Below are 19,685 nucleotides of genomic sequence, written 5' to 3'. Positions count from 1 at the left end.
CCCGACTCCATCCCTGACCAGAGGCGCCCGTCATGCGTTGCATTCTGCTGTTGCTGCTGTGCCTGGGCCTGCCGGCCTGGGCAGACCTGGACTATCGGCTCAAGCCCCGGCAGATCGCCGAGGGCACCTGGCTGCTGGAGGGCAGCACCGACAATTTCGCCAAGGACAACGGCGGCAATATCGTCAACACCGCGTTCATCGTCACCGACAACGGGGTGGTGGTGATCGACAGCGGGCCGTCGAAACGCTACGGCGAAGCCTTGCGCCAGGCCATTGCCGCCACCACCGACAAGCCGGTGGTCGAAGTGCTGCTGACCCATCATCACCCTGACCATGTGCTGGGCAACCAGGCCTTTGCCGATGTGCCCATCGGCGCCCTGGCCGGTACCGGCGAGCTGTTGCGCCAGCAGGGCGAGGCCATGGCCGAGAACATGTACCGCCTGGTCGGCGACTGGATGCGCGGTACCGAGGTGGTGCTGCCGACCCGGGTGCTGGAGCCGGGTATTCATGAGGTGGGTGGCCACCGCCTGCGGCTGCTGGCGCTGGGCGGGCATACCGGTGCCGACCTGGCGATTCTGGATGAAAACACCGGCGTGCTGTTCGCTGGCGACCTGGTGTTCCACGAGCGCGCATTGACCACGCCCAACAGCCCGGGGCTGGAGGTGTGGCTGAAGGACCTGGACACCTTGCAAGCGCTGCCCTGGAAGCAGCTGGTACCCGGTCACGGCCCGCTGGCCAGCGATGCCCGGCCATTTGCGCAGATGCGTGATTACCTGGGCTGGCTGGATGGGTTGATGCGTGAAGGCGCGGCACGTGGCGATGACATGGCCGAGATGATCCGCAGCCCGATACCCGAGCGGTTTGCCGGTATCAGCCTGACCCGTTACGAGCTGATTCGCAGTGTCAGCCACTTGTACCCCCGCTACGAACGCCAACAGCTGCGGCGCGTGGACGCCAAGCCCCCAATCTGAGGGTGTAACGCGGCCCCCTGTGGGAGCGGCCTTGTGTCGCGAAAGGGGCGCGAAGCGGCCCCAGAATTTGTGCCGATGGCTGAAATCGCCGGGGCTGCCTTGCAGCCCTTTCGCGACACAAGGCCGCTCCCACAGGGGGGGACCGCGTAGGTTCACTGATACCAAGGAACTAGAAAACTCAGCACTGCGGGCAATTGTTGGCAAGCAGGTCGGGACCAAGAATTCCCGACACACCGGGAAGTTTTCCCGGATACAACAAAAAAACCAAAGGTAGCCGTCATGACCCGATCCACACGTCGTCCCGTGTTCGCCTTGAGCCTGGTGCTCAGCGCCATGCTGCTTGCCGGTGCAGCCCACGCCGCTGTCAGCAATGAAGAAATTCTCCAGGACCCGAAGAACCCGCAGCAGATCGTGACCAATGGCCTGGGCGTCCAGGGCCAGCGCTACAGCCCGCTGAACCTGCTCAATACCGACAACGTCAAGGACCTGCGGCCGGTCTGGGCGTTTTCCTTCGGTGGTGAGAAGCAGCGCGGCCAGCAGGCCCAGCCGCTGGTCAAGGACGGGGTGATGTACCTGACCGGCTCCTACTCGCGGGTGTTCGCCGTGGACGCCCGTACCGGCAAGAAGCTGTGGCAATACGATGCGCGCCTGCCCGATGACATCCGCCCGTGCTGCGACGTGATCAACCGCGGCGTGGCGCTGTACGGCAACCTGGTGTTCTTCGGCACCCTCGATGCCAAGCTGGTGGCGCTGAACAAGGACACTGGCAAGGTGGTATGGAGCAAGAAGGTGGCCGACCACAAGGAAGGCTACTCCATCAGCGCCGCGCCGATGATCGTCAACGGCAAGCTGATCACCGGCGTTGCCGGCGGCGAGTTTGGCGTGGTGGGCAAGATCCAGGCCTACAACCCGGAAAACGGCGAGCTGCTGTGGATGCGCCCGACCGTGGAAGGGCACATGGGCTACGTGTACAAGGACGGCAAGGCGATCGAAAACGGCATTTCCGGCGGCGAGGCGGGCAAGACCTGGCCCGGCGACCTGTGGAAGACCGGCGGTGCGGCGCCTTGGCTGGGCGGCTACTACGACCCGGAAACCAACCTGATCCTGTTCGGCACTGGCAACCCGGCACCGTGGAACTCGCACCTGCGCCCGGGCGACAACCTGTATTCCTCGTCGCGCCTGGCCCTGAACCCCGACGATGGCACCATCAAGTGGCACTTCCAGAGCACGCCGCATGACGGCTGGGACTTCGACGGCGTCAACGAGCTGATCTCGTTCAACTACAAGGACGGCGGCAAGGAGGTCAAGGCCGCTGCCACCGCTGACCGCAACGGCTTCTTCTACGTGCTGGACCGCACCAACGGCAAGTTCATCCGCGGCTTCCCCTTCGTCGACAAGATCACCTGGGCCACCGGCCTGGACAAGGACGGCCGGCCGATCTACAACGAGGCCAGCCGGCCGGGGGCGCCGGGTAGCGAGGCCAAGGGCAGCTCGGTGTTCGTGGCGCCGGCGTTCCTCGGTGCCAAGAACTGGATGCCGATGGCCTACAACAAGGACACCGGGCTGTTCTACGTGCCGTCCAACGAGTGGGGCATGGACATCTGGAACGAAGGCATCGCCTACAAGAAGGGCGCGGCGTTCCTTGGCGCCGGCTTCACCATCAAGCCGCTCAACGAAGACTACATCGGCGTGCTGCGCGCCATCGACCCGGTCAGCGGCAAGGAAGTATGGCGCCACAAGAACTTCGCGCCCCTGTGGGGCGGGGTGCTGACCACCAAGGGCAACCTGGTGTTCACCGGCACGCCGGAAGGCTTCCTGCAGGCGTTCAACGCCAAGACCGGCGACAAGGTCTGGGAGTTCCAGACCGGCTCCGGCGTGCTCGGCTCGCCAGTGACCTGGGAAATGGACGGCGAACAGTACGTTTCGGTGGTTTCCGGCTGGGGCGGCGCGGTGCCGCTGTGGGGCGGCGAAGTGGCCAAGCGGGTCAAGGACTTCAACCAGGGCGGCATGCTCTGGACCTTCAAGCTGCCCAAGCAGCTGCAAACGGCAAGCGCCAGTCGCTAAGCCGATAACCCGCCGCTTGCTGCAGCCGACCCTGCGGCAAGCGGCCCTACTACCAAATGACGAGAGCCCCGCTGCCAACGATGCATTCGCCCGGCAGGCGGGGCTTTTTACCATCGGTCCATCGCCTGTCGCCGGACAGGCATCGACCCCCGCAGAGGCTCAGCATGATCTACGCACAACCCGGAACCCCAGGCGCCATCGTGTCCTTCAAGCCACGCTACGGCAACTTCATCAACGGTGAATTCGTGCCGCCACTGGGCGGCCAGTACTTCACCAACAGCTCGCCGGTCAACGGCCAGCCGATTGCCGAGTTCCCGCGCTCCGGCGCCCAGGACATCGAGCAGGCCCTGGACGCCGCGCATGCCGCTGCCGAGGCCTGGGGCAAGACCTCGGTGCAGGACCGCGCCCTGGTGCTGCTGAAGATTGCCGACCGCATCGAACAGAACCTCGAAGTACTGGCCGTTACCGAAAGCTGGGACAACGGCAAGGCAGTGCGCGAAACCCTCAACGCCGACGTGCCGCTGGCGGCGGACCACTTCCGCTATTTCGCCGGCTGCATCCGCGCCCAGGAAGGCGGCGCCGCCGAGATCAACGAAGGCACCGTGGCCTACCATATCCACGAGCCGCTGGGTGTGGTCGGGCAAATCATCCCGTGGAACTTCCCGCTGCTGATGGCCGCCTGGAAGCTCGCCCCGGCCCTGGCCGCCGGCAACTGCGTGGTGCTCAAGCCGGCGGAGCAGACGCCACTGTCGATCACCATTTTCGCCGAGCTGATCGCCGACCTGCTGCCGGCAGGCGTGCTGAACATCGTCCAGGGCTTTGGCCGTGAAGCCGGCGAAGCCCTGGCCACCAGCAAGCGCATCGCCAAGATCGCCTTCACCGGTTCCACCCCGGTGGGCTCGCACATCATGAAGTGCGCGGCCGAGAACATCATCCCGTCCACCGTCGAACTGGGCGGCAAGTCGCCGAACATCTTCTTCGAAGACATCATGCAGGCCGAGCCTGCGTTCATCGAAAAGGCAGCCGAAGGCCTGGTGCTGGCGTTCTTCAACCAGGGCGAGGTGTGCACCTGCCCGTCGCGGGCGCTGATCCAGGAGTCGATCTACGAGCCGTTCATGGCCGAGGTGATGAAGAAGATCGCCAGGATTACCCGTGGCAACCCGCTGGACACCGCGACCATGGTCGGTGCCCAGGCCTCGGAGCAGCAATACGACAAGATCCTTTCCTACCTGCAGGTTGCCCGGGAGGAGGGCGCGCAGTTGCTCACCGGTGGCGCTGCCGAGCGGCTCGACGGCGACCTGGCCAGCGGTTACTACATCCAGCCGACCTTGCTCAAGGGCAACAACAAGATGCGCGTGTTCCAGGAGGAGATCTTCGGCCCGGTGGTGGGCGTGACCACCTTCAAGGACGAAGCCGAAGCCCTGGCGATCGCCAACGACAGCGAGTTTGGCCTGGGCGCGGGGCTGTGGACCCGTGACATCAACCGTGCCTACCGCATGGGCCGTGGGATCAAGGCCGGGCGTGTGTGGACCAACTGCTACCACCTGTACCCGGCGCATGCCGCGTTCGGTGGCTACAAGAAGTCCGGGGTGGGCCGCGAGACGCACAAGATGATGCTCGATCACTACCAGCAGACCAAGAACCTGCTGGTGAGCTACGACATCAACCCGTTGGGCTTCTTCTAAACCGCGTCGCGGCCTTCGCGGGCTCGCCCGCTCCCACAGGTATTGCACTGGTCTTGAAACTTGTGCAGTCCCTGTGGGAGCGGGCGAGCCCGCGAAGAGGCCGGCACTGCCATGCACAGATCCACAGCAGCTCCGTGTTACCCCTACCAACGCACCCCGCAAACCTGTCCCAAAGTAGCATTCGGCCGCGTCGCCCCTCGTGCATTAATGCCTCTACCGGAATCGCCCGGCACCAAGAAGAGGAATGCCCCATGTGGACTAAACCCGCCTTTACCGACCTGCGCATCGGCTTCGAAGTGACGATGTACTTCGCCAATCGTTGATGCCTGTCCGGCCATCACCGCGATGGCCGGGTCTTCATTGAGCAAGCCTGTTGTGAACCTGATCGATCGTGAACAAGCCCTGGCCTTGCGCAAGGGCTTTCGCCTGCGCTGGGAGCCGCGCCAGGCGTGTCATGTGCTGCTGTACCCCGAGGGCATCATCGAGCTCAATGCTAGTGCCGGCTGGGTGCTCGAGTTGCTGGACGGCCAGCGCAGCGTGGCGGCTGTCATCGACCGCCTGGCACAGCGCTTCCCCGGTGTGCCGGGGCTCGACGAGGACATCCTGGCGTTCCTGGAGGTGGCCCGTGCCAAGTACTGGATCGAATGAGCCGTGGTCACGCTTTGGTCTGGTTGCTTTCGCTACGGGATGCTTTACGCTGGCGGTTACCTTCCAGAACAATAAGAACAGGCTTCCCGATGAGCCAGAGTTTCAGCCCGCTTCGCAAGTTCGTTTCGCCCGAGATCATCTTTGGTGCCGGCTGCCGGCACAATGTCGCCAATTACGCCAAGACCTTCGGTGCGCGCAAGGTGCTGGTGGTCAGCGACCCCGGTGTGATTGCCGCCGGTTGGGTGGCAGACGTGGAGGCCAGCCTGCAGGCCCAGGGCATCGACTACTGCCTGTACAGCGCCGTATCACCCAACCCACGGGTCGAAGAGGTGATGCTCGGTGCCGAGATCTACCGGCAAAACCACTGTGATGTGATTGTCGCGGTCGGCGGCGGCAGCCCGATGGATTGCGGCAAGGCCATCGGCATCGTGGTCGCCCACGGGCGCAGCATCCTCGAATTCGAAGGCGTGGACATGATCCGCGTGCCCAGCCCGCCGCTGATCCTGATCCCGACCACGGCCGGCACTTCGGCGGACGTGTCGCAGTTCGTGATCATTTCCAACCAGCAGGAGCGCATGAAGTTCTCCATCGTCAGCAAGGCGGTGGTGCCGGACGTGTCGCTGATCGACCCGCAAACCACCCTGAGCATGGACCCGTTCCTGTCGGCCTGTACCGGTATCGATGCGCTGGTGCATGCCATCGAAGCCTTCGTTTCCACCGGCCACGGCCCGATGACCGACCCCCATGCGCTGGAGGCCATGCGCCTGATCAACGGCAACCTGGTGGAAATGATCGCCAACCCCACCGATATCGCCCTGCGCGAGAAGATCATGCTGGGCAGCATGCAGGCGGGGCTGGCGTTTTCCAATGCGATCCTGGGTGCGGTCCACGCCATGTCGCACAGCCTGGGCGGGTTCCTCGACCTGCCGCATGGCCTGTGCAATGCGGTGCTGGTGGAGCACGTGGTGGCGTTCAACTACAGCTCGGCACCGGAGCGTTTCAAGGTGATTGCCGAAGTGCTGGGTATCGACTGCCGCGGCCTCAACCACCGGCAGATCTGCGCGCGCCTGGTGGAGCACCTGATCGCCCTGAAGCATGCCATCGGCTTCCACGAAACCTTGGGCCTGCACGGGGTGCGCACGGCCGATATCCCGTTCCTGTCGCAACATGCGATGGACGACCCGTGCATCCTCACCAACCCGCGTGCGTCGAGCCAGCGTGATGTCGAGGTGGTCTATGGCGAGGCCCTCTGACGAGCAGCAACGGGCGCTGGCCGGGCTGCTGGGGCTGGGCGACCACTCGGCGCGCAAGAGCCATTACCCGGAGCTGGCGGCGCGCCTGGACGAACTGGAGGCCGAACGCAACCGCTACAAGTGGCTGTTCGAAAACGCCGTGCACGGGATTTTCCAGGCCAGCCTGCAAGACGGCATGCGTGCCGCCAACCCGGCGTTGGCACGCATGCTGGGTTACGACAACCCGCAAGCGTTGCTGTTTCCGCTGACCGACCTTGCCGACAACCTGTTTGTCGGCGGGGCCGAAGAGTTGCACGCCATCACCGCGACCCTCGCCCGTGAACGCAGCCTGCACGGCTATGAAACCCGCTTGCGGCGCAAGGATGGCAGCCACCTCGATGTGCTGATGAACCTGTTGCTCAAGCCAGGCCAGGAAGGGCTGGTGGAAGGGTTTGTCGCCGACATCACCGAACGCAAGCTGGCCCAGCAGCGCCTGCAGCAACTGAATGACGAACTCGAGCAACGGGTGGCCGCCCGCACCGATGAACTGCTGGAGGCCAACCGCAACCTGCAACAGCAGATCGCCGAGCGCAAACAGATTGCCCGCGCCCTGCGCGATGCACGCGACGCCGCGGAAACCGCCAACCGCAGCAAGGACAAGTACCTCGCTGCCGCCAGCCATGACCTGCTGCAACCGCTGAATGCCGCGCGGCTGCTGATCTCGACCTTGCGCGAAAGGCCACTGCCAGAAGCAGAAAAGGTGCTGGTGGAGCGTACCCACCAGGCCCTGGAGGGCGCCGAAGACCTGCTGACCGACCTGCTGGACATTTCCCGGCTCGACCAGGCGGCGGTCAAGCCGGACGTGGCGCTGTACCGCCTCGACGAACTGTTCGGGCCACTGGTCTCGGAGTTTCGCACGGTGGCCGATGCGGCAGGCCTGAAGCTGCGCGCGCGCATTGGCGACTACGCCATCAGTACCGACCTGCGGCTGATGACGCGTATCCTGCGCAACTTTCTCAGCAACGCCTGCCGTTATACCGACGAGGGCAGGATCCTGCTGGGGGCCAGGCGCCGCGGCGATCACTTGCGCCTGGAGGTGTGGGATACCGGGCGGGGCATCGCGGCGGATCGGCTGCAGGCCATTTTCCTCGAGTTCAACCAACTGGACGTTGGCCGCGCCGCTGACCGCAAGGGCGTGGGCCTGGGGCTGGCCATCGTCGAGCGGATCGCCAAGATTCTCGGCTACCGCATCGAGGTGCGTTCGTGGCCGGGGCGTGGCTCGATGTTCAGCATCGACGTGCCGATCGGCGAAGCCATGCCGCTGCCTATCCACCAGGCCGCGCCGCAGCCGGGCGCCGGCAACCCGTTGCCGGGCCGCCGCCTGCTGGTACTGGACAACGAAGTGAGCATCCTCGAGAGCATGGGCGCGCTGCTCGGGCAGTGGGGCTGCGAGGTGGTTACCGCGACCGACCAGGCTGGTGCCTTGCTGGCCTTGCAGGGGCGGGCACCGGAATTGATCCTGGCGGACTTTCACCTGGACCACGGTGTTGTCGGCTGCGAGGTGGTCAGGCACTTGCGTGAACATTTCGGCGTCGCCATTCCCGCGGTGATCATCACTGCCGACCGCAGCGATCAATGCCGACGCTCCTTGAACAAGCTCGGTGCGCCGTTGTTGAACAAGCCCGTCAAACCGGGGAAGTTGCGTGCGGTGTTGAGCCAGTTGCTGGGCTGAAGCCTCAACTCACGGCCTTGCGCGACAGATAACTGAATTCGCAAGCGATCCTCGTACGCTGTGGGAGCGGCTTTAGCCGCGAAGAATCCAACGCGGTGCATGGCACCGGCTGCGCCGGTGTTCGCGGCTAAAGCCGCTCCCACAGGGGCCATGCTAATTCAATGAGTCATGTGCAGTTCTATGAGAGCAGCCTTGTGCTGCTCCTACAGGGTGGGGCCCGCAGTGCCAGGTGGCTGTTCCCGAAATGGGACTCTGTGTTGCGGATGCCAGCCTGTCACGGCTCTGCCTGGCTGGTTATCTTACCGGGGCGCCATTGTTTGGGCGAAGTCATACCAAACGCATCCAACCCGAGTAAGGAAAACATCATGGCCTTTCAATACAAGCGACTGGACAAGAACAACGCCGCCGTACTGCTGGTGGATCACCAGACGGGTTTGCTCTCTTTGGTAAGGGATATCGAACCCGACCGTTTCAAGAACAATGTGCTGGCCCTGTCGGACCTGGCCAAGTACTTCAAGCTGCCGACCATCCTCACCACCAGCTTCGAGAACGGCCCAAATGGCCCGCTGGTGCCCGAACTCAAGGAGCAGTTCCCTGACGCGCCGTACATCGCGCGCCCGGGCAACATCAATGCCTGGGACAACGAAGACTTCGTCAAGGCGGTCAAGGCCACCGGCAAGAAGCAGCTGATCATCGCCGGTGTGGTGACCGAGGTTTGCGTGGCCTTCCCGGCACTGTCGGCCCTGGAAGAAGGCTTCGATGTGTTCGTGGTCACCGATGCCTCCGGTACCTTCAACGAACTGACTCGTGATTCGGCCTGGCGCCGGATGGAAGCCGCCGGCGCGCAGCTGATGACCTGGTTCGGCGTGGCCTGCGAGCTGCACCGCGACTGGCGCAACGACATCGAAGGCCTGGGCACGCTGTTCTCCAACCACATCCCGGACTACCGCAACCTGATGACCAGCTTCAGCAAGCTGTCGAAGTAATCCGGCCGGGGAGCCATGCGCGTGCATGGCTCCCCGATCGCTTGTGTCACACGTCAGTTTTGTGCCGCCGGTACCTGCGCCTCGAGCAGGGCGGTACCCAACCTGTCGTCAGTTAATCTGCTTATATATCTTACGGTTGCTCGACTCGCGCACTTGAACGGTAATGTGAGTGTGCTCGCGGATGCGCAGAGACGCCTCCAGCTCATGAATCAACCCGGCCCGGAATGCCATGCGCCCATGCGCGGCTCCCTGGCCGTGTCCCGAGGTGCCGGATGGCTCCACTGATTTCCTATTTCAAGATGGCCTTGAACCCTGGCCGTGGGGTGCTGTTCTTCGCGCTGCGTACCATCGTTGCAGGCCTGTTGTGCCTCTACCTGGCGTTCATCTTCGACCTGGAGCAACCGAAGTGGGCGCTGATGACCGTGATCATCATCAGCCTGCCGTTGGCCGGCATGACCCTCAAGCGCAGTTTCGCCCAGGTACTGGGCACCGCAGCGGGGGCGGCCATGGCGGTGGTGATCATGGCCTTGTTCCCCCAGGCGCCAATGCCTTTCATCGTCTGCCTGGCCCTGTGGCTGGCGTTCTGCACGGCGGGCGGCACGCTGCTGCGCTATACCGACTCGCATGCCTTCGTCCTCAGCGGGTTTACCTCCGTGGTGGTCGCGATGCTGGCCGTGCCGGAACCGGACGGCATCCTCCTGCTGGCCATCACCCGGTTGACCGAAACCCTGCTGGCGGTGGCCTGCGTGGCCGTGGTCAGTTTGTTGAGCGCGCGCCCACAGGCAGTGGCGCAGGGCTACTTCAGCAAGGTCGATAGCCTGGTCAAGCTGATCGCCCGGCACGCCGCCGAGGTGGTGCGCAGCGAAGAGGACGAAGCCGCGCTGCACCAGCGGCAGGCGCAATTGATCAGCGAGATCAGTGTGCTGGAAGGCCTGCGCCGCCATCTCTATTTCGATGCGCCGCACCTGCGCAACGCCGATGGGCTGGTGCAGCTGCTGGCCAACCAACTGGTGCTGCTGGTGTCGCGCCTGCTGGTATTGCGCCAACAGCGCGAGTTGATCAAGCAGCACTGGCAAGGGCCGTTGCCAGAAGAAATCCAGCTGTTGCGCCAGGACGAGCTGGACAATCTGGAGGCACTGGCACGTGACGGCGTGAAGTTGTCGGCGCAGCGCCGCGAAGCGATCCACCACCTGTACCAGCGCTTCGACGCCGCCGCTGACCGGGTCGAGTTTCTCGACGAGCCCTTGCCCCCGCGCATGCGCTCGCTGGCCTGGGCCCTGCGCTGGGAGCAGGCGCGCCTGCTGCAGCAGCTGAATGAACTGATCGAGCTCAACGAGGCGATCCAGCAGGGCAGGGGCGCCAGTTGCCCCCACGCCCAAGGGCAAGCCAGCGCGCTGCATCTGGACTTCCGCCTGGCCGGCATGAACGCCGTGCGGGCCTTTCTGGCGCTGTTTCTCGCCGGTTGGTTGTGGATCGAAACGGCCTGGGACGGCGCGCGTTCCGGGGTGATCCTGATCGGTGTCATGTGCTCGCTGATGGCGACGCTGCCGCGGCCGTTGCTGGCCAGCCAGAACTACAACCGTGGCCTGCTGGTCGCGCTGCTGTTGTCCGCCGTGTATCAGTTTGCCCTGCTGCCGATGTTCACCGATTTCGAAATGCTTGCCGTGTGCCTGGTGCCGTTGCTGTACCTGGCGGCCGTCGGCCTGGCCAGCCCCATGACCGCGGGCATCGGCATGGGCATCGGGTTGATCAGCCTGTTGATGATCGGGCCGCAGAATGTCGGCGCCTACCACAACAGTGCCATGCAGTGGTTCGAGTTTGCCGGCGGCTATGCGGCGGCTGGCGGGCTGGCGATGGTGGTGTTCGCCCTGGTGTTCCCGTTCAACCCGCAAAAGCGCATGGCCCGGCTGTTCCGCCAGACCCGCGAGGATGTGCATGAGTACGTGACGGCACCTGCCAGCGTGGCGCGTCAGTTCGATTTCGAGAGCCGTATGCTGGACCGCCTGTCGGCGATGATCGGCCTGTTGCCCGCCGCCACTGATGCGCGCTCCCGGGAGTTGTTCGATTGCAGCCTGGTGTGCCCGGCGCTGGCCATTGCGCTGGGCCAGGCGCATGCCCAGTGCGTCAACCTCACGGTGTTGCCTGAAGGCACGAGGGCGCGTTTGCGCCTAGGGTTGCAGGAGATGGCGGATCTGATCGGTGCACGCCGGCGGGTGGATGTGGACGGGCTGTTGCGCGAGCTGGCCGAGCTTGCCGAAACCCTGGATGCGCTGCACCAGGCTCACGCCGAGACGGGCCGCGAGACGCTGCGGCAGTTGTTCATCCTGCGGGTCGCACTATCGGTTGCCGGCCAGCTGCTGCAGCGCTATCGACCGGTGCTGGCAGCGCAGACGTTGCCTGAGGAGGAGGGCGCCTATGCCCGTTGATTTCGAGTTTGGCGGGGTCTACCTGCCGCCGATTGCCCAGGCGTTGTTGCTGGGGTTGCCGTTGTTCCTGGTGCTGGACGCCCTGTTGCGGCGCAGTGGCGTGCTGGCGCGTGTGTGGCACCCGGCGCTGTTGCAGGGCGCCTTGTATGCCGCGATCTGCGCGGCGCTGGTGTTGTTGATGGGAGTGAGTGCCTGAATATGCCTGTGTTTAAACCTGTTCTTGCCAAGGCCCTGACCCTGGCAGTGCTGGCGCTTGCGGTGGTGCTGGGCTGGTTTGCCTGGGACTACTACACCCGTGCGCCCTGGACCCGTGATGCCCGTGTGCGGGCCGATGTGGTGACCCTGTCGGCCGAGGTGGCAGGGCGCATCATCGAGCTGCCGGTGCAGGACAACCAGTTCGTCAGGCAGGGCGACCTGTTGCTGCAGATCGACCCGGCGCGCTACGAGCTGGCCGTGCTGCATGCCGTGCGAGCCGTCGAAGTCGCACGTGCGGCGCTGGGCCAGTCGCAGGCCGCCATCGTCGCCAACGAGGCGCAGCTCAAGCAGCGGCGCAGCGAAGAGCAACGCCGACGCAAGCTGCAATCGATGTCGGCAATCTCTGCCGAAGAATGGGAAAAGGCCGGCACCGACGTGGCCGTGGCCCAGGCCGACCTGCTGCGCGAACAGTCCAACCTCGGCCTGGCACAGGCCAACGTGCAACTCGCCGAGGCCACGCTGCAGCAGGCCCGGCTCGACCTCGAACGTACCCGGGTCAGCGCCCCGGTCAGCGGTTACGTGACCAACCTGCTGACCCGCCAGGGCGACTATGCCCAGCCGGGCATGCCGCTGCTGGCGCTGGTCGACAGTTCGTCGTTCCACGTCAGTGGCTATTTCGAGGAAACCAAGTTGCCGAAAATCAAGGTGGGCAGCCGTGCGCGCATCGCCCTGATGAGTGGCGAGGTGCTGGAGGGCACGGTAGAGAGCATCGCCTATGCCATTACCGACCGCGAGAATCAGCCGGGCAACCGCCTGCTGGCCAACGTCAACCCGAGCTACACCTGGGTCAAGCTTGCCCAGCGGATCCCGGTACGGCTGCGCCTGGAGCGCAGTGCCGATGCGCCACCCTTGCGTGCGGGGACCACTGCCACCGTGACCATTCTCGAATAGCTGGGGGTGGGCGATGAGCATGATGTTCGATTTGAATGAGCTGTACCTGTATACCAAGGTGGTCGAGTGTGGCGGTTTCGCATCGGCCGGGCGTGCGCTCGGCTTGCCCAAGTCGCGGCTGAGCCGGCGAGTCGCCAATCTGGAGGACCGCCTGGGGGTGCGCCTGATCCAGCGCTCCACCCGGCAGTTCGCGGTCACCGAAGTGGGGCTGGAGTACTACCATCACTGTATGTCGATGGTCGATCGGGCATTTGCTGCCGAGGACGCGATCCAGCGCAGCCGCGCCGTGCCCAGCGGCATTGTCCGGCTGGCCTGCAGCACCTCGCTGCTGGATGCACGCCTGGCGCCGATGCTTGGGCAGTTCATGGTGCAATGCCCGGCGGTGGAGTTGCTGGTGAAGAGCTACAACCGCCGGGTCGATGTGATCGGCGAGGGCTTCGACCTGGTCCTGAGCGTGCGCCATCAACCGTTGGAAAGCAGCGAGCTGGTGATGCGCAAACTGGCGCAGAGCCGCCAGTGCCTGGTGGCTTCGCCCGGCTTGCTGGCGCAGTACGACCGCCCTCTGCAGCCTGCCGACCTGTTTGAACTGCCCAGCCTTGGCTGGGGGGCGAATGTTCAGGAGTACGTCTGGGACCTGGACGGCCCCGAAGGCGGGGTGGCGTCCATTCGCTTCCGCCCACGGTTGGTCTCCGACGATATCGCGGTGCTGTACCAGGGCGCGCTCGCGGGCGTGGGCGTGGTGCTGCTACCAGCGGATATGGTGAAGGATGACCTGGCCGCCGGGCGTTTGCTGAACGTGCTGGAGAGCTGGGTGCCCAGGATGGGCGAGGTAATCGCCCTGTTTCCTTCGCGGCGGGGGCTGACGCCAGCGGTGCGGGAGTTGATCGACTTTCTTGCGGTGGCGTTCGAGCGGTCGGCGTAGCGTTCACCAGACAGAACGCTGCGGCGCATTTCATCACCTACCGTCCGTTGCGTCGTGCACCTATCATTCAAGCTTTGCAGCCTGTGCAGCAGGGTGGCCACAGGCAATCGTCAATCAGGAGTTTCAATGTCAGAGCGAGCAATCCGCGCTTCGTTTGCAGGCGTGGCGTACCAGGTGAACGTGACAGATGGCCAGCACCAGTGGGCCAGCGATGTTGATGCGGCGGCAGGCGGCGGGGATATCGGGCCGTCACCCCATGGGCTGTTGCTGTCATCCCTTGGCGCCTGCACTTCCATCACGGTTGCCATGTACGCACAGCGCAAGGAAATGCCGCTGCAAGCCATCGATGTGGATATCCGCATCGAGCAGGAACAACTGGGGCGCGAACCTCGGATCCAGATCGCTCGTGACATTCGCTTGAGCGGGCCGCTGAGCGAAGAACAACGCACGCGCTTGCTGGAAGTTGCCAATGCCTGCCCCATTCACAAGGTGTTGAGCGGCGAAATCATCATCGCCAGCAAGCTGGTTGGATGAGGCCAGGCGCAGCGTTGCGCCTGCCGGCTGCCGGCTGCCGGTAGAGGAGCAGCACATGAGTACATGCGCCAACGATCCCTTGAAAAGTCCTGGCGCCTTCAGTACGAAACCTGATCGCGTGATGTGCGTCGGCCACGACGCACAGGCCCGCTGAAGGGATGATGCTTGGTCATGCAGGTCTTATGTGACATCGATTGGGGCTGCCTTGCAGCCCTTCGCGGGCACGCCCGCTCCCACAAGTACGGTGCAGGCCTCAAGGAGTGCACCATCCTGTGGGAGCGGGCGTGCCCGCGAAGGGCCGCAAGGCGGCCCCGGCCTGACATCGGCCAGGCGCCGGCATAGCGCCGGTCATTCCCAGATATGTTCGGCCAGAAAGTCGATCAGGCTGCGCACTGAGGGCAACAGGCCTCGGCGGGAAGGGAACACCGCATGGACGATGCCGCAGCGCGGTTCCCATCGCGGGTTGAGCTCCACCAAGCGGCCGTTTTCCAGGTCCTGGTCAACCACCATGAGCGGCAATTGCACGATGCCTACACCGTCAAGCGCCGCCTGCCGCAGTGCGCTCATGTCATCGGTGATGTAGCGCGGCGTGTGGCGGATTTCGGCATGCGCGCCGTCGGGCCCTTCAAGTTGCCAGATGTGGTCCCTGGGTGGCCCCCAATCCAGGCTCGGCTGCTCACCCAGGTGCTCTGGTTCGACGGGCAGTTGCAGCGCCAGTCGCTCCACCAGCGAGGGGCTCGCGACCAGCCGCTGCGGGCTCCTGGCCAGTGCGCGCATGACCAGGTCGCTGTCCTCCAGCGGCGGGAAGCGCACCCGCAGCGCCAGATCGAGGCCTTCGCCCAATACATCCACACGGCGGTTGGTGGGTTCCAGGTGCACCTTCACTTTCGGGTTTTCGGCCATGAATCGACTGACCAGCCCGCCGACCCGGTAATGCAGCAGGGTTGTCGGGCAGCTCATGCGCACGGTGCCCTGGGGCTCGGCGCGGGTGCGTTCGACCACCCATCGGGCCGCTTCCGCTTCCACCAGCATGGCCCTGCAATGCTGGAAGAACTCCTGGCCCGTCTCGGTCACCGAAAAGTGTCGAGTGGAACGCTGGAGCAGGCGTACGCCCAGGCGCTCCTCCAGCTGCAGGATGCGCCGGCTGAGTGTTGATTTCGGAATGTTCAGTGCCCGCCCGGCCGGCGCGAAACCGCCGTGCTCGACGACTTGGGCGAAGTAATACAGGTCGTTCAGGTCTTCCATGTTCGATCGTTCACCAGATGGAACTCTGTGACCAATCTATCAGCTCTACCGCATGCAGCGTGAGAGCTGCCGCCGTTGCCGCTGGGCAACACCAGCTTCCTGGATGGGGTCGTACGGTCAGGCATGCTGTTCGAACTGCCGCGAAGGGCCGCAAAGCGGCCCCAATTTGCTTAGCCTCTTTGCACCTCGCACGCTTCTTGCGAAGGCACACCGTAGGACACGTAGTACGCCAACCCCACGAAGATCGCCCCACCCACCGCATTCCCCAGGAACACGGCCACCAGGTTCTCCACCAACTGCCCCCAGCTCAGGTAGCCGGCAAAGATCGCTGCCGGAATCAGGAACATGTTGGCTACCACGTGCTGGAAACCGATGGCGACGAACGCCATGATCGGGAACCAGATGCCGAGAATCTTGCCGCTCATTTCACGGCTGGCATACGACAGCCACACTGCCAGGCACACCAGCCAGTTGCAGCCGATTCCGGACACGAAGGCGTGGAGGAAGTCGGCGTTGGTCTTGCTGGTCGCAGCCGCCAACATCTTGTTCAGGTAGGCCCCCTCGGTCAGGCCCAGCAGGTGACCGAAGCACCCGGCAACGAACAGTGCACCCAACAGGTTGGCGACGGTCACCAGCAGCCAGTTGCGCGCCACGGCGCCTGGGCCGATACGCCGGGCGAACATCGCCAAGGGCAGGCTCATCATGTTGCCGGTGAGCAGTTCGCCACCGGCCAGGATCACCAGGATCAGGCCGATGGGAAATACCGCGGCGCCCAGCAGTGTGCCGAGCGAGGCCCACTGTACCGGGATCATGGTGCTGACGTGGATAGCCAGGAGAAACCCCAGCGAAATGAATGCACCTGCGAGAAACCCCAGGACCAGTGTCGCATGGGTGGATAGATGGGCTTTTTTGACGCCGCTCTCGATGACGAGCTCGGTGATACGGGTGGGGCTGTTGACGGACATTTTGCAAACTCGAACACAGTGACGGCGACGCAACTGGCAGGCACGCCGTGGTGGGGCTTGATCAGTACGGGGTAGGCTGCGCAGCTGGCGCAAAGGTGTAACGCGCACCTTTGGGCCAGCTGCGAAGAGGGCGGCAAGCTACATGAGGCAATTTGACGCGGTCAAATCGATGGAATGGATGAGCTGATAGACCGCGTCGATGAGGCCCGCAGGTCAGCGCTCGTAGATCAGCTTCCCGGCAAACCAGGTCTGCAGCACTTGGGTATCGCGCAGCGTTTCGGCATCGACGTCGAGCACGTCGCGGTCGACCACGATCATGTCGGCCTGCTTGCCGACCTTGAGCGAACCGATCTGCTGCTCCAGGCGCATGGTGCGGGCGGCGTTGAGTGTATAGGCCTGGAACATCACCTGGCGGTCGATGGCTTCAGCAGCGTTGAGCACACCTTTGGGCCCCTTGCGGCTGATGGCCTGGTAGATCGCCTGCCAAGGGTCCGGTGTGGTGATCGGCCAGTCGCTGGCGCCGGCAAGGGTGGCGCCATGCATGAGCAGCGAACGGGCCGGGAAGGTGTGCATGAAGGCCATGGCGTTCACGTACGGCTTGACCAGCTCCATGTTCGATTGGTCGGCGCTGGCCCAGTACAGCTGCATTGCTGCAATCACGTCGAGCTGCTTGAAACGGGCGTATTCCGTGGGGTTGACCATCTGCAAGTGGGTGATGGAATGGGGGATGCCGCTGTGGCGATCACGCCGTGCCTGCTCGATGCCGTTGAGCGCCTCGCGCACGGCGCGGTCGCCGATGGCATGCACGTGCACCAGCCAGCCACGGGCGTCGGCGGCACTGACCAGCTCGCCAAAGTGCTTCGGGTCCAGCAGCAGTTCGCCGTGCTTGCCGGAGTTGCTGTAGGGCTCGAGCATCGCCGCCGTTTGCGCTGGCGCTTCGGCAACGCCGTCGGCAAACACCTTGATGCCCGGCAGGGTGAGGTTGTGCACGCCGAGAAATTGCCGGCGTACCTTGTCCAGTTCGTCCAGGTCGGCAGGGCGTGCCCTGGAATCGGCCATCAGCAGGGCGGCGACGTGGGCGGTCAGCTCGCCGCGCGCGGAGAGGTCCTTGTACACCGGCAGCACGCCCAGCGAATGGTTGTTCACATCGGCCCCCGGCAGCTCGTTGGCCAGCGGGTCCATCCAGCCGGTGATGCCCAGCTGCTTGTAATGGTCAAGGGCCATGCGCCCTGCGCTCAGCAAGGTGGCGTGGGGCAGCGCGGGCAGCAGGTCTGTCACCGGGTAGTAGCTGGCATCGGCGAGGAAACCGTTTGGTGTTCCGTCCGGATGTTGGCCGATGGTGTTGCGTGCCTCGGCAGGCAGGGCAGCGATGGTGTCGGCATCGATTGCGGCGCGCTTGAGCATGGCCTGGTTGGCCCAGCCGGTGTGCATGTCGTTGGCGGCGAACAGGATCGGTTGCTCGGCCCATTCGCCGTGGTTGAAGCGCTGTTCCAGCGCCGGAATGTCATTCCAGTAGGTGACCGGTACACCACCGACGACAAGGAACTCGCCGCGCACGGCCTTGCCGTCGCTGCGCCACTGGCGCAGGCGCCGTTCCAGTTCGTCCAGGGCAACCTGCTCGCCGGCGAGGTCGGCCAGCACCAGTTGCAGGCCACCCTTGATGGCATGCGAGTGGGCGTCGAGCATGCCCGGCATCAGCACCTTGCCGCCCAGGTCGATGACCCGGGTGCCTTCGGCCCTAAGGCGTAGCACGGCCTGATCTGGACCTACCGCGACGATTTTCTCGCCTTCGACGGCCACGGCCTGCTGCAAGGGCTGGCCGGGCTCGGCGGTGTAGACCTTGGCGTTGTGCAGGATCAGGTCCACTGCCGCGAAACCCGGCATGCAGGTGCAGGCCAGGCCGGCGCTGATTGCCATCTTCAGGAGCTGCTTCATGCTGTGCCTCGTTGTTGTCGTGATGGCGCCGCAGCCTAGCCAGGGGGGCAGGGCGGATAAAGGCGAGGGCAGGCACAACTTTTTTCGTGATGGGGAAAGAATCCCGAGCCCGTATTTGCCAGGCTGCAAGCAGCGGACCTTGCCGTGCCTATTCAAATCGGCGGCATTTGCGGGTTTGATAGGAGGGGCAGATACTCGCAACCCTCGCATCACTCCCACCGTTTGTGCCGAACAGGAAGAAACCATGGACAAGATGATGGCCCTGACCATCTTCGTCGCTGCCGCCGAACACGGCAGCTTCAGCCGTGCGGCCGAGCAACTGGGCAAGACGCCGTCTGCCATCACCAAGGCTGTTGCGCACCTGGAGAGCGAACTGGGCGTGCGCCTGTTCGAACGCACCACCCGGCGCATGGCGCTGACCGAGGCCGGTACCTTGTACCTGGAAGGCGCGCGCCAGGCGCTGATGCACCTGCAACGGGTGACCGAGGAAGTGGAGCAGTTGCAGCACGCGCTGCGCGGTACCCTGCGCATTACCGCGCCACCGTCGTTCGGCCCCGCGTTTCTCAACCAGGTGTGTTGCCGCTTCATGCGCGAGCACCCGCAGGTGCGCCTGGAGGTCAACCTCAACGATGCCAACGAAGACCTGATTGATGGCGGCTACGACCTGTCGCTGCGCGACGGCCCCACCGACCAGCCGGAGCTGATCGCCCAGCCGCTGATCGAGAACCGCGTGATCCTTTGCGCCAGCCCTGCCTACCTGGCCCAAAAAGGCGAGGCGATCACTCTGGAGAACTATGCCCAACACGACTGGCTGCTGTTGCGCCACCCGCTGCTCAACCGCAGCTTCTGGTGGATCGAACACGGCGGCCAGACGCTGCGTGTGCGTCAGCCCACCCCCCGACTGGTGAGCGACAACTTCGACTTCCTGCTGGCCTGCCTGCTCGATGGGCAGGGCTTGCAGTTCGTACCCACCTGGTGTGCCGCCCCCTACCTGGCCAACGGGCAGCTGGTGGAGGTGATGCCCGACTACTGGCGGGCGCTGAGCGCGTTCGGCCCCTGGGTGCACGTGCTGTACCTGCCGCATCGGCGCAATACCCGCAAGGTGCAGGCGTTCATTGCCTTGCTGCATGAGCACCTGCACGGGCAGGGCACGCAGGCGTTGGCACGGGGCTGAGTTTTTCCATCGGGGCACAA

Annotated in this window: 17 protein-coding genes and 1 pseudogene; 15 read left to right on the top strand and 3 right to left on the bottom strand. The window is 64.4% G+C overall.

Annotated features, from left to right (window positions below; genetic code table 11):
* Positions 1-32 precede the first annotated feature (32 nt).
* From B2790_RS03195 to B2790_RS03135, 13 genes are all read left to right on the top strand, one after another.
* On the top strand, positions 33-971 hold the full coding sequence (locus tag B2790_RS03195) for a quinoprotein relay system zinc metallohydrolase 1 (RefSeq protein ID WP_286918245.1): 939 nt from the start codon (positions 33-35) through the stop codon (positions 969-971).
* A gap of 279 nt (positions 972-1,250) precedes the next feature.
* Positions 1,251-3,035 (top strand): PQQ-dependent alcohol dehydrogenase PedH, encoded by a 1,785-nt coding sequence (gene pedH, locus B2790_RS03190; RefSeq protein ID WP_025339553.1) that lies wholly within the window; start codon positions 1,251-1,253, stop codon positions 3,033-3,035.
* Between the two features lie 164 nt (positions 3,036-3,199).
* On the top strand, positions 3,200-4,720 hold the full coding sequence (locus B2790_RS03185; RefSeq protein WP_025339552.1) for an aldehyde dehydrogenase family protein: 1,521 nt from the start codon (positions 3,200-3,202) through the stop codon (positions 4,718-4,720).
* A gap of 251 nt (positions 4,721-4,971) precedes the next feature.
* Positions 4,972-5,043, top strand: a complete 72-nt coding sequence (gene pqqA / locus B2790_RS03180) for a pyrroloquinoline quinone precursor peptide PqqA (RefSeq protein ID WP_003253598.1) — start codon at positions 4,972-4,974, stop codon at positions 5,041-5,043.
* A gap of 52 nt (positions 5,044-5,095) precedes the next feature.
* Positions 5,096-5,368 carry a pyrroloquinoline quinone biosynthesis peptide chaperone PqqD gene (gene pqqD, locus B2790_RS03175; RefSeq protein ID WP_025339551.1) on the top strand — a complete coding sequence of 91 codons (273 nt, stop codon included), beginning with the start codon at positions 5,096-5,098 and terminating at the stop codon, positions 5,366-5,368.
* A gap of 89 nt (positions 5,369-5,457) precedes the next feature.
* Positions 5,458-6,621, top strand: a complete 1,164-nt coding sequence (gene ercA, locus B2790_RS03170) for an alcohol dehydrogenase-like regulatory protein ErcA (RefSeq protein ID WP_286918244.1) — start codon at positions 5,458-5,460, stop codon at positions 6,619-6,621.
* Complete coding sequence (locus tag B2790_RS03165; RefSeq protein ID WP_286918243.1) at positions 6,605-8,332, top strand: PAS domain-containing hybrid sensor histidine kinase/response regulator; 1,728 nt, start codon at positions 6,605-6,607, stop codon at positions 8,330-8,332. Before ercA ends, B2790_RS03165 begins: the two co-directional genes overlap by 17 nt.
* 365 nt (positions 8,333-8,697) lie before the next feature.
* Positions 8,698-9,318, top strand: a complete 621-nt coding sequence (gene ycaC, locus B2790_RS03160) for an isochorismate family cysteine hydrolase YcaC (RefSeq protein WP_046613875.1) — start codon at positions 8,698-8,700, stop codon at positions 9,316-9,318.
* Between the two features lie 272 nt (positions 9,319-9,590).
* A complete protein-coding gene (locus B2790_RS03155) occupies positions 9,591-11,744 on the top strand; it encodes an FUSC family protein (RefSeq protein WP_286918242.1) in 2,154 nt (717 codons plus the stop codon).
* Positions 11,734-11,940: a DUF1656 domain-containing protein gene (locus tag B2790_RS03150; RefSeq protein ID WP_286918241.1), complete on the top strand. Its 207-nt coding sequence runs from the start codon at positions 11,734-11,736 to the stop codon at positions 11,938-11,940. Before B2790_RS03155 ends, B2790_RS03150 begins: the two co-directional genes overlap by 11 nt.
* Positions 11,941-11,942: 2 nt before the next feature.
* Positions 11,943-12,890: an HlyD family secretion protein gene (locus B2790_RS03145; protein ID WP_286918240.1), complete on the top strand. Its 948-nt coding sequence runs from the start codon at positions 11,943-11,945 to the stop codon at positions 12,888-12,890.
* Between the two features lie 22 nt (positions 12,891-12,912).
* On the top strand, positions 12,913-13,812 hold the full coding sequence (locus tag B2790_RS03140) for a LysR substrate-binding domain-containing protein (protein ID WP_025339543.1): 900 nt from the start codon (positions 12,913-12,915) through the stop codon (positions 13,810-13,812).
* A 126-nt stretch (positions 13,813-13,938) separates the two neighbouring features.
* Positions 13,939-14,346, top strand: a complete 408-nt coding sequence (locus B2790_RS03135; protein WP_286918238.1) for an OsmC family protein — start codon at positions 13,939-13,941, stop codon at positions 14,344-14,346.
* Between the two features lie 348 nt (positions 14,347-14,694).
* Here B2790_RS03135 and B2790_RS03130 read toward each other — a convergent pair whose 3' ends face one another.
* Entirely contained in the window at positions 14,695-15,591 is an 897-nt protein-coding gene (locus B2790_RS03130) for a LysR family transcriptional regulator (RefSeq protein ID WP_286918237.1), read from the bottom strand.
* Between the two features lie 66 nt (positions 15,592-15,657).
* Here B2790_RS03130 and B2790_RS03125 point away from each other — a divergent pair.
* Positions 15,658-15,732, top strand: a pseudogene (locus B2790_RS03125) (hypothetical protein); the annotation flags it as partial.
* A gap of 29 nt (positions 15,733-15,761) precedes the next feature.
* On the opposite strand, the gene B2790_RS03120 reads toward B2790_RS03125, so the two are convergent.
* The gene (locus B2790_RS03120; protein WP_286918236.1) at positions 15,762-16,556 is read right to left on the bottom strand and encodes a formate/nitrite transporter family protein; all 795 of its coding nucleotides are present in this window, start codon (positions 16,554-16,556) and stop codon (positions 15,762-15,764) included.
* Positions 16,557-16,769: 213 nt separating this feature from the next.
* Entirely contained in the window at positions 16,770-18,491 is a 1,722-nt protein-coding gene (locus tag B2790_RS03115) for an amidohydrolase (protein WP_286918235.1), read from the bottom strand.
* A 244-nt stretch (positions 18,492-18,735) separates the two neighbouring features.
* On the opposite strand from B2790_RS03115, the gene B2790_RS03110 reads away from it, so the two are divergent.
* Complete coding sequence (locus B2790_RS03110; protein ID WP_274078461.1) at positions 18,736-19,665, top strand: LysR family transcriptional regulator; 930 nt, start codon at positions 18,736-18,738, stop codon at positions 19,663-19,665.
* Positions 19,666-19,685: the final 20 nt, after the last annotated feature.

This window comes from Pseudomonas sp. UBA6753, assembly GCF_002453565.1.
Lineage (GTDB): Bacteria > Pseudomonadota > Gammaproteobacteria > Pseudomonadales > Pseudomonadaceae > Aquipseudomonas > Aquipseudomonas putida_Z.
The sequence above is the reverse complement of the archived record's forward strand: the minus strand, read 5'-3'. Positions and strand labels throughout refer to the sequence as shown.

Excerpts from the sequence above, each read along its gene's own strand:
- B2790_RS03195 (WP_286918245.1), top strand. The coding sequence starts at position 33 with ATGCGTTGCATTCTGCTGTTGCTGCTGTGCCTGGGCCTGCCGGCCTGG.
- pedH (WP_025339553.1), top strand. The coding sequence starts at position 1,251 with ATGACCCGATCCACACGTCGTCCCGTGTTCGCCTTGAGCCTGGTGCTC.
- B2790_RS03185 (WP_025339552.1), top strand. The coding sequence starts at position 3,200 with ATGATCTACGCACAACCCGGAACCCCAGGCGCCATCGTGTCCTTCAAG.
- ercA (WP_286918244.1), top strand. The coding sequence starts at position 5,458 with ATGAGCCAGAGTTTCAGCCCGCTTCGCAAGTTCGTTTCGCCCGAGATC.
- B2790_RS03165 (WP_286918243.1), top strand. The coding sequence starts at position 6,605 with ATGGCGAGGCCCTCTGACGAGCAGCAACGGGCGCTGGCCGGGCTGCTG.
- ycaC (WP_046613875.1), top strand. The coding sequence starts at position 8,698 with ATGGCCTTTCAATACAAGCGACTGGACAAGAACAACGCCGCCGTACTG.
- B2790_RS03155 (WP_286918242.1), top strand. The coding sequence starts at position 9,591 with ATGGCTCCACTGATTTCCTATTTCAAGATGGCCTTGAACCCTGGCCGT.
- B2790_RS03150 (WP_286918241.1), top strand. The coding sequence starts at position 11,734 with ATGCCCGTTGATTTCGAGTTTGGCGGGGTCTACCTGCCGCCGATTGCC.
- B2790_RS03145 (WP_286918240.1), top strand. The coding sequence starts at position 11,943 with ATGCCTGTGTTTAAACCTGTTCTTGCCAAGGCCCTGACCCTGGCAGTG.
- B2790_RS03140 (WP_025339543.1), top strand. The coding sequence starts at position 12,913 with ATGTTCGATTTGAATGAGCTGTACCTGTATACCAAGGTGGTCGAGTGT.
- B2790_RS03135 (WP_286918238.1), top strand. The coding sequence starts at position 13,939 with ATGTCAGAGCGAGCAATCCGCGCTTCGTTTGCAGGCGTGGCGTACCAG.
- B2790_RS03130 (WP_286918237.1), bottom strand. The coding sequence starts at position 15,591 with ATGGAAGACCTGAACGACCTGTATTACTTCGCCCAAGTCGTCGAGCAC.
- B2790_RS03120 (WP_286918236.1), bottom strand. The coding sequence starts at position 16,556 with ATGTCCGTCAACAGCCCCACCCGTATCACCGAGCTCGTCATCGAGAGC.
- B2790_RS03115 (WP_286918235.1), bottom strand. The coding sequence starts at position 18,491 with ATGAAGCAGCTCCTGAAGATGGCAATCAGCGCCGGCCTGGCCTGCACC.
- B2790_RS03110 (WP_274078461.1), top strand. The coding sequence starts at position 18,736 with ATGGACAAGATGATGGCCCTGACCATCTTCGTCGCTGCCGCCGAACAC.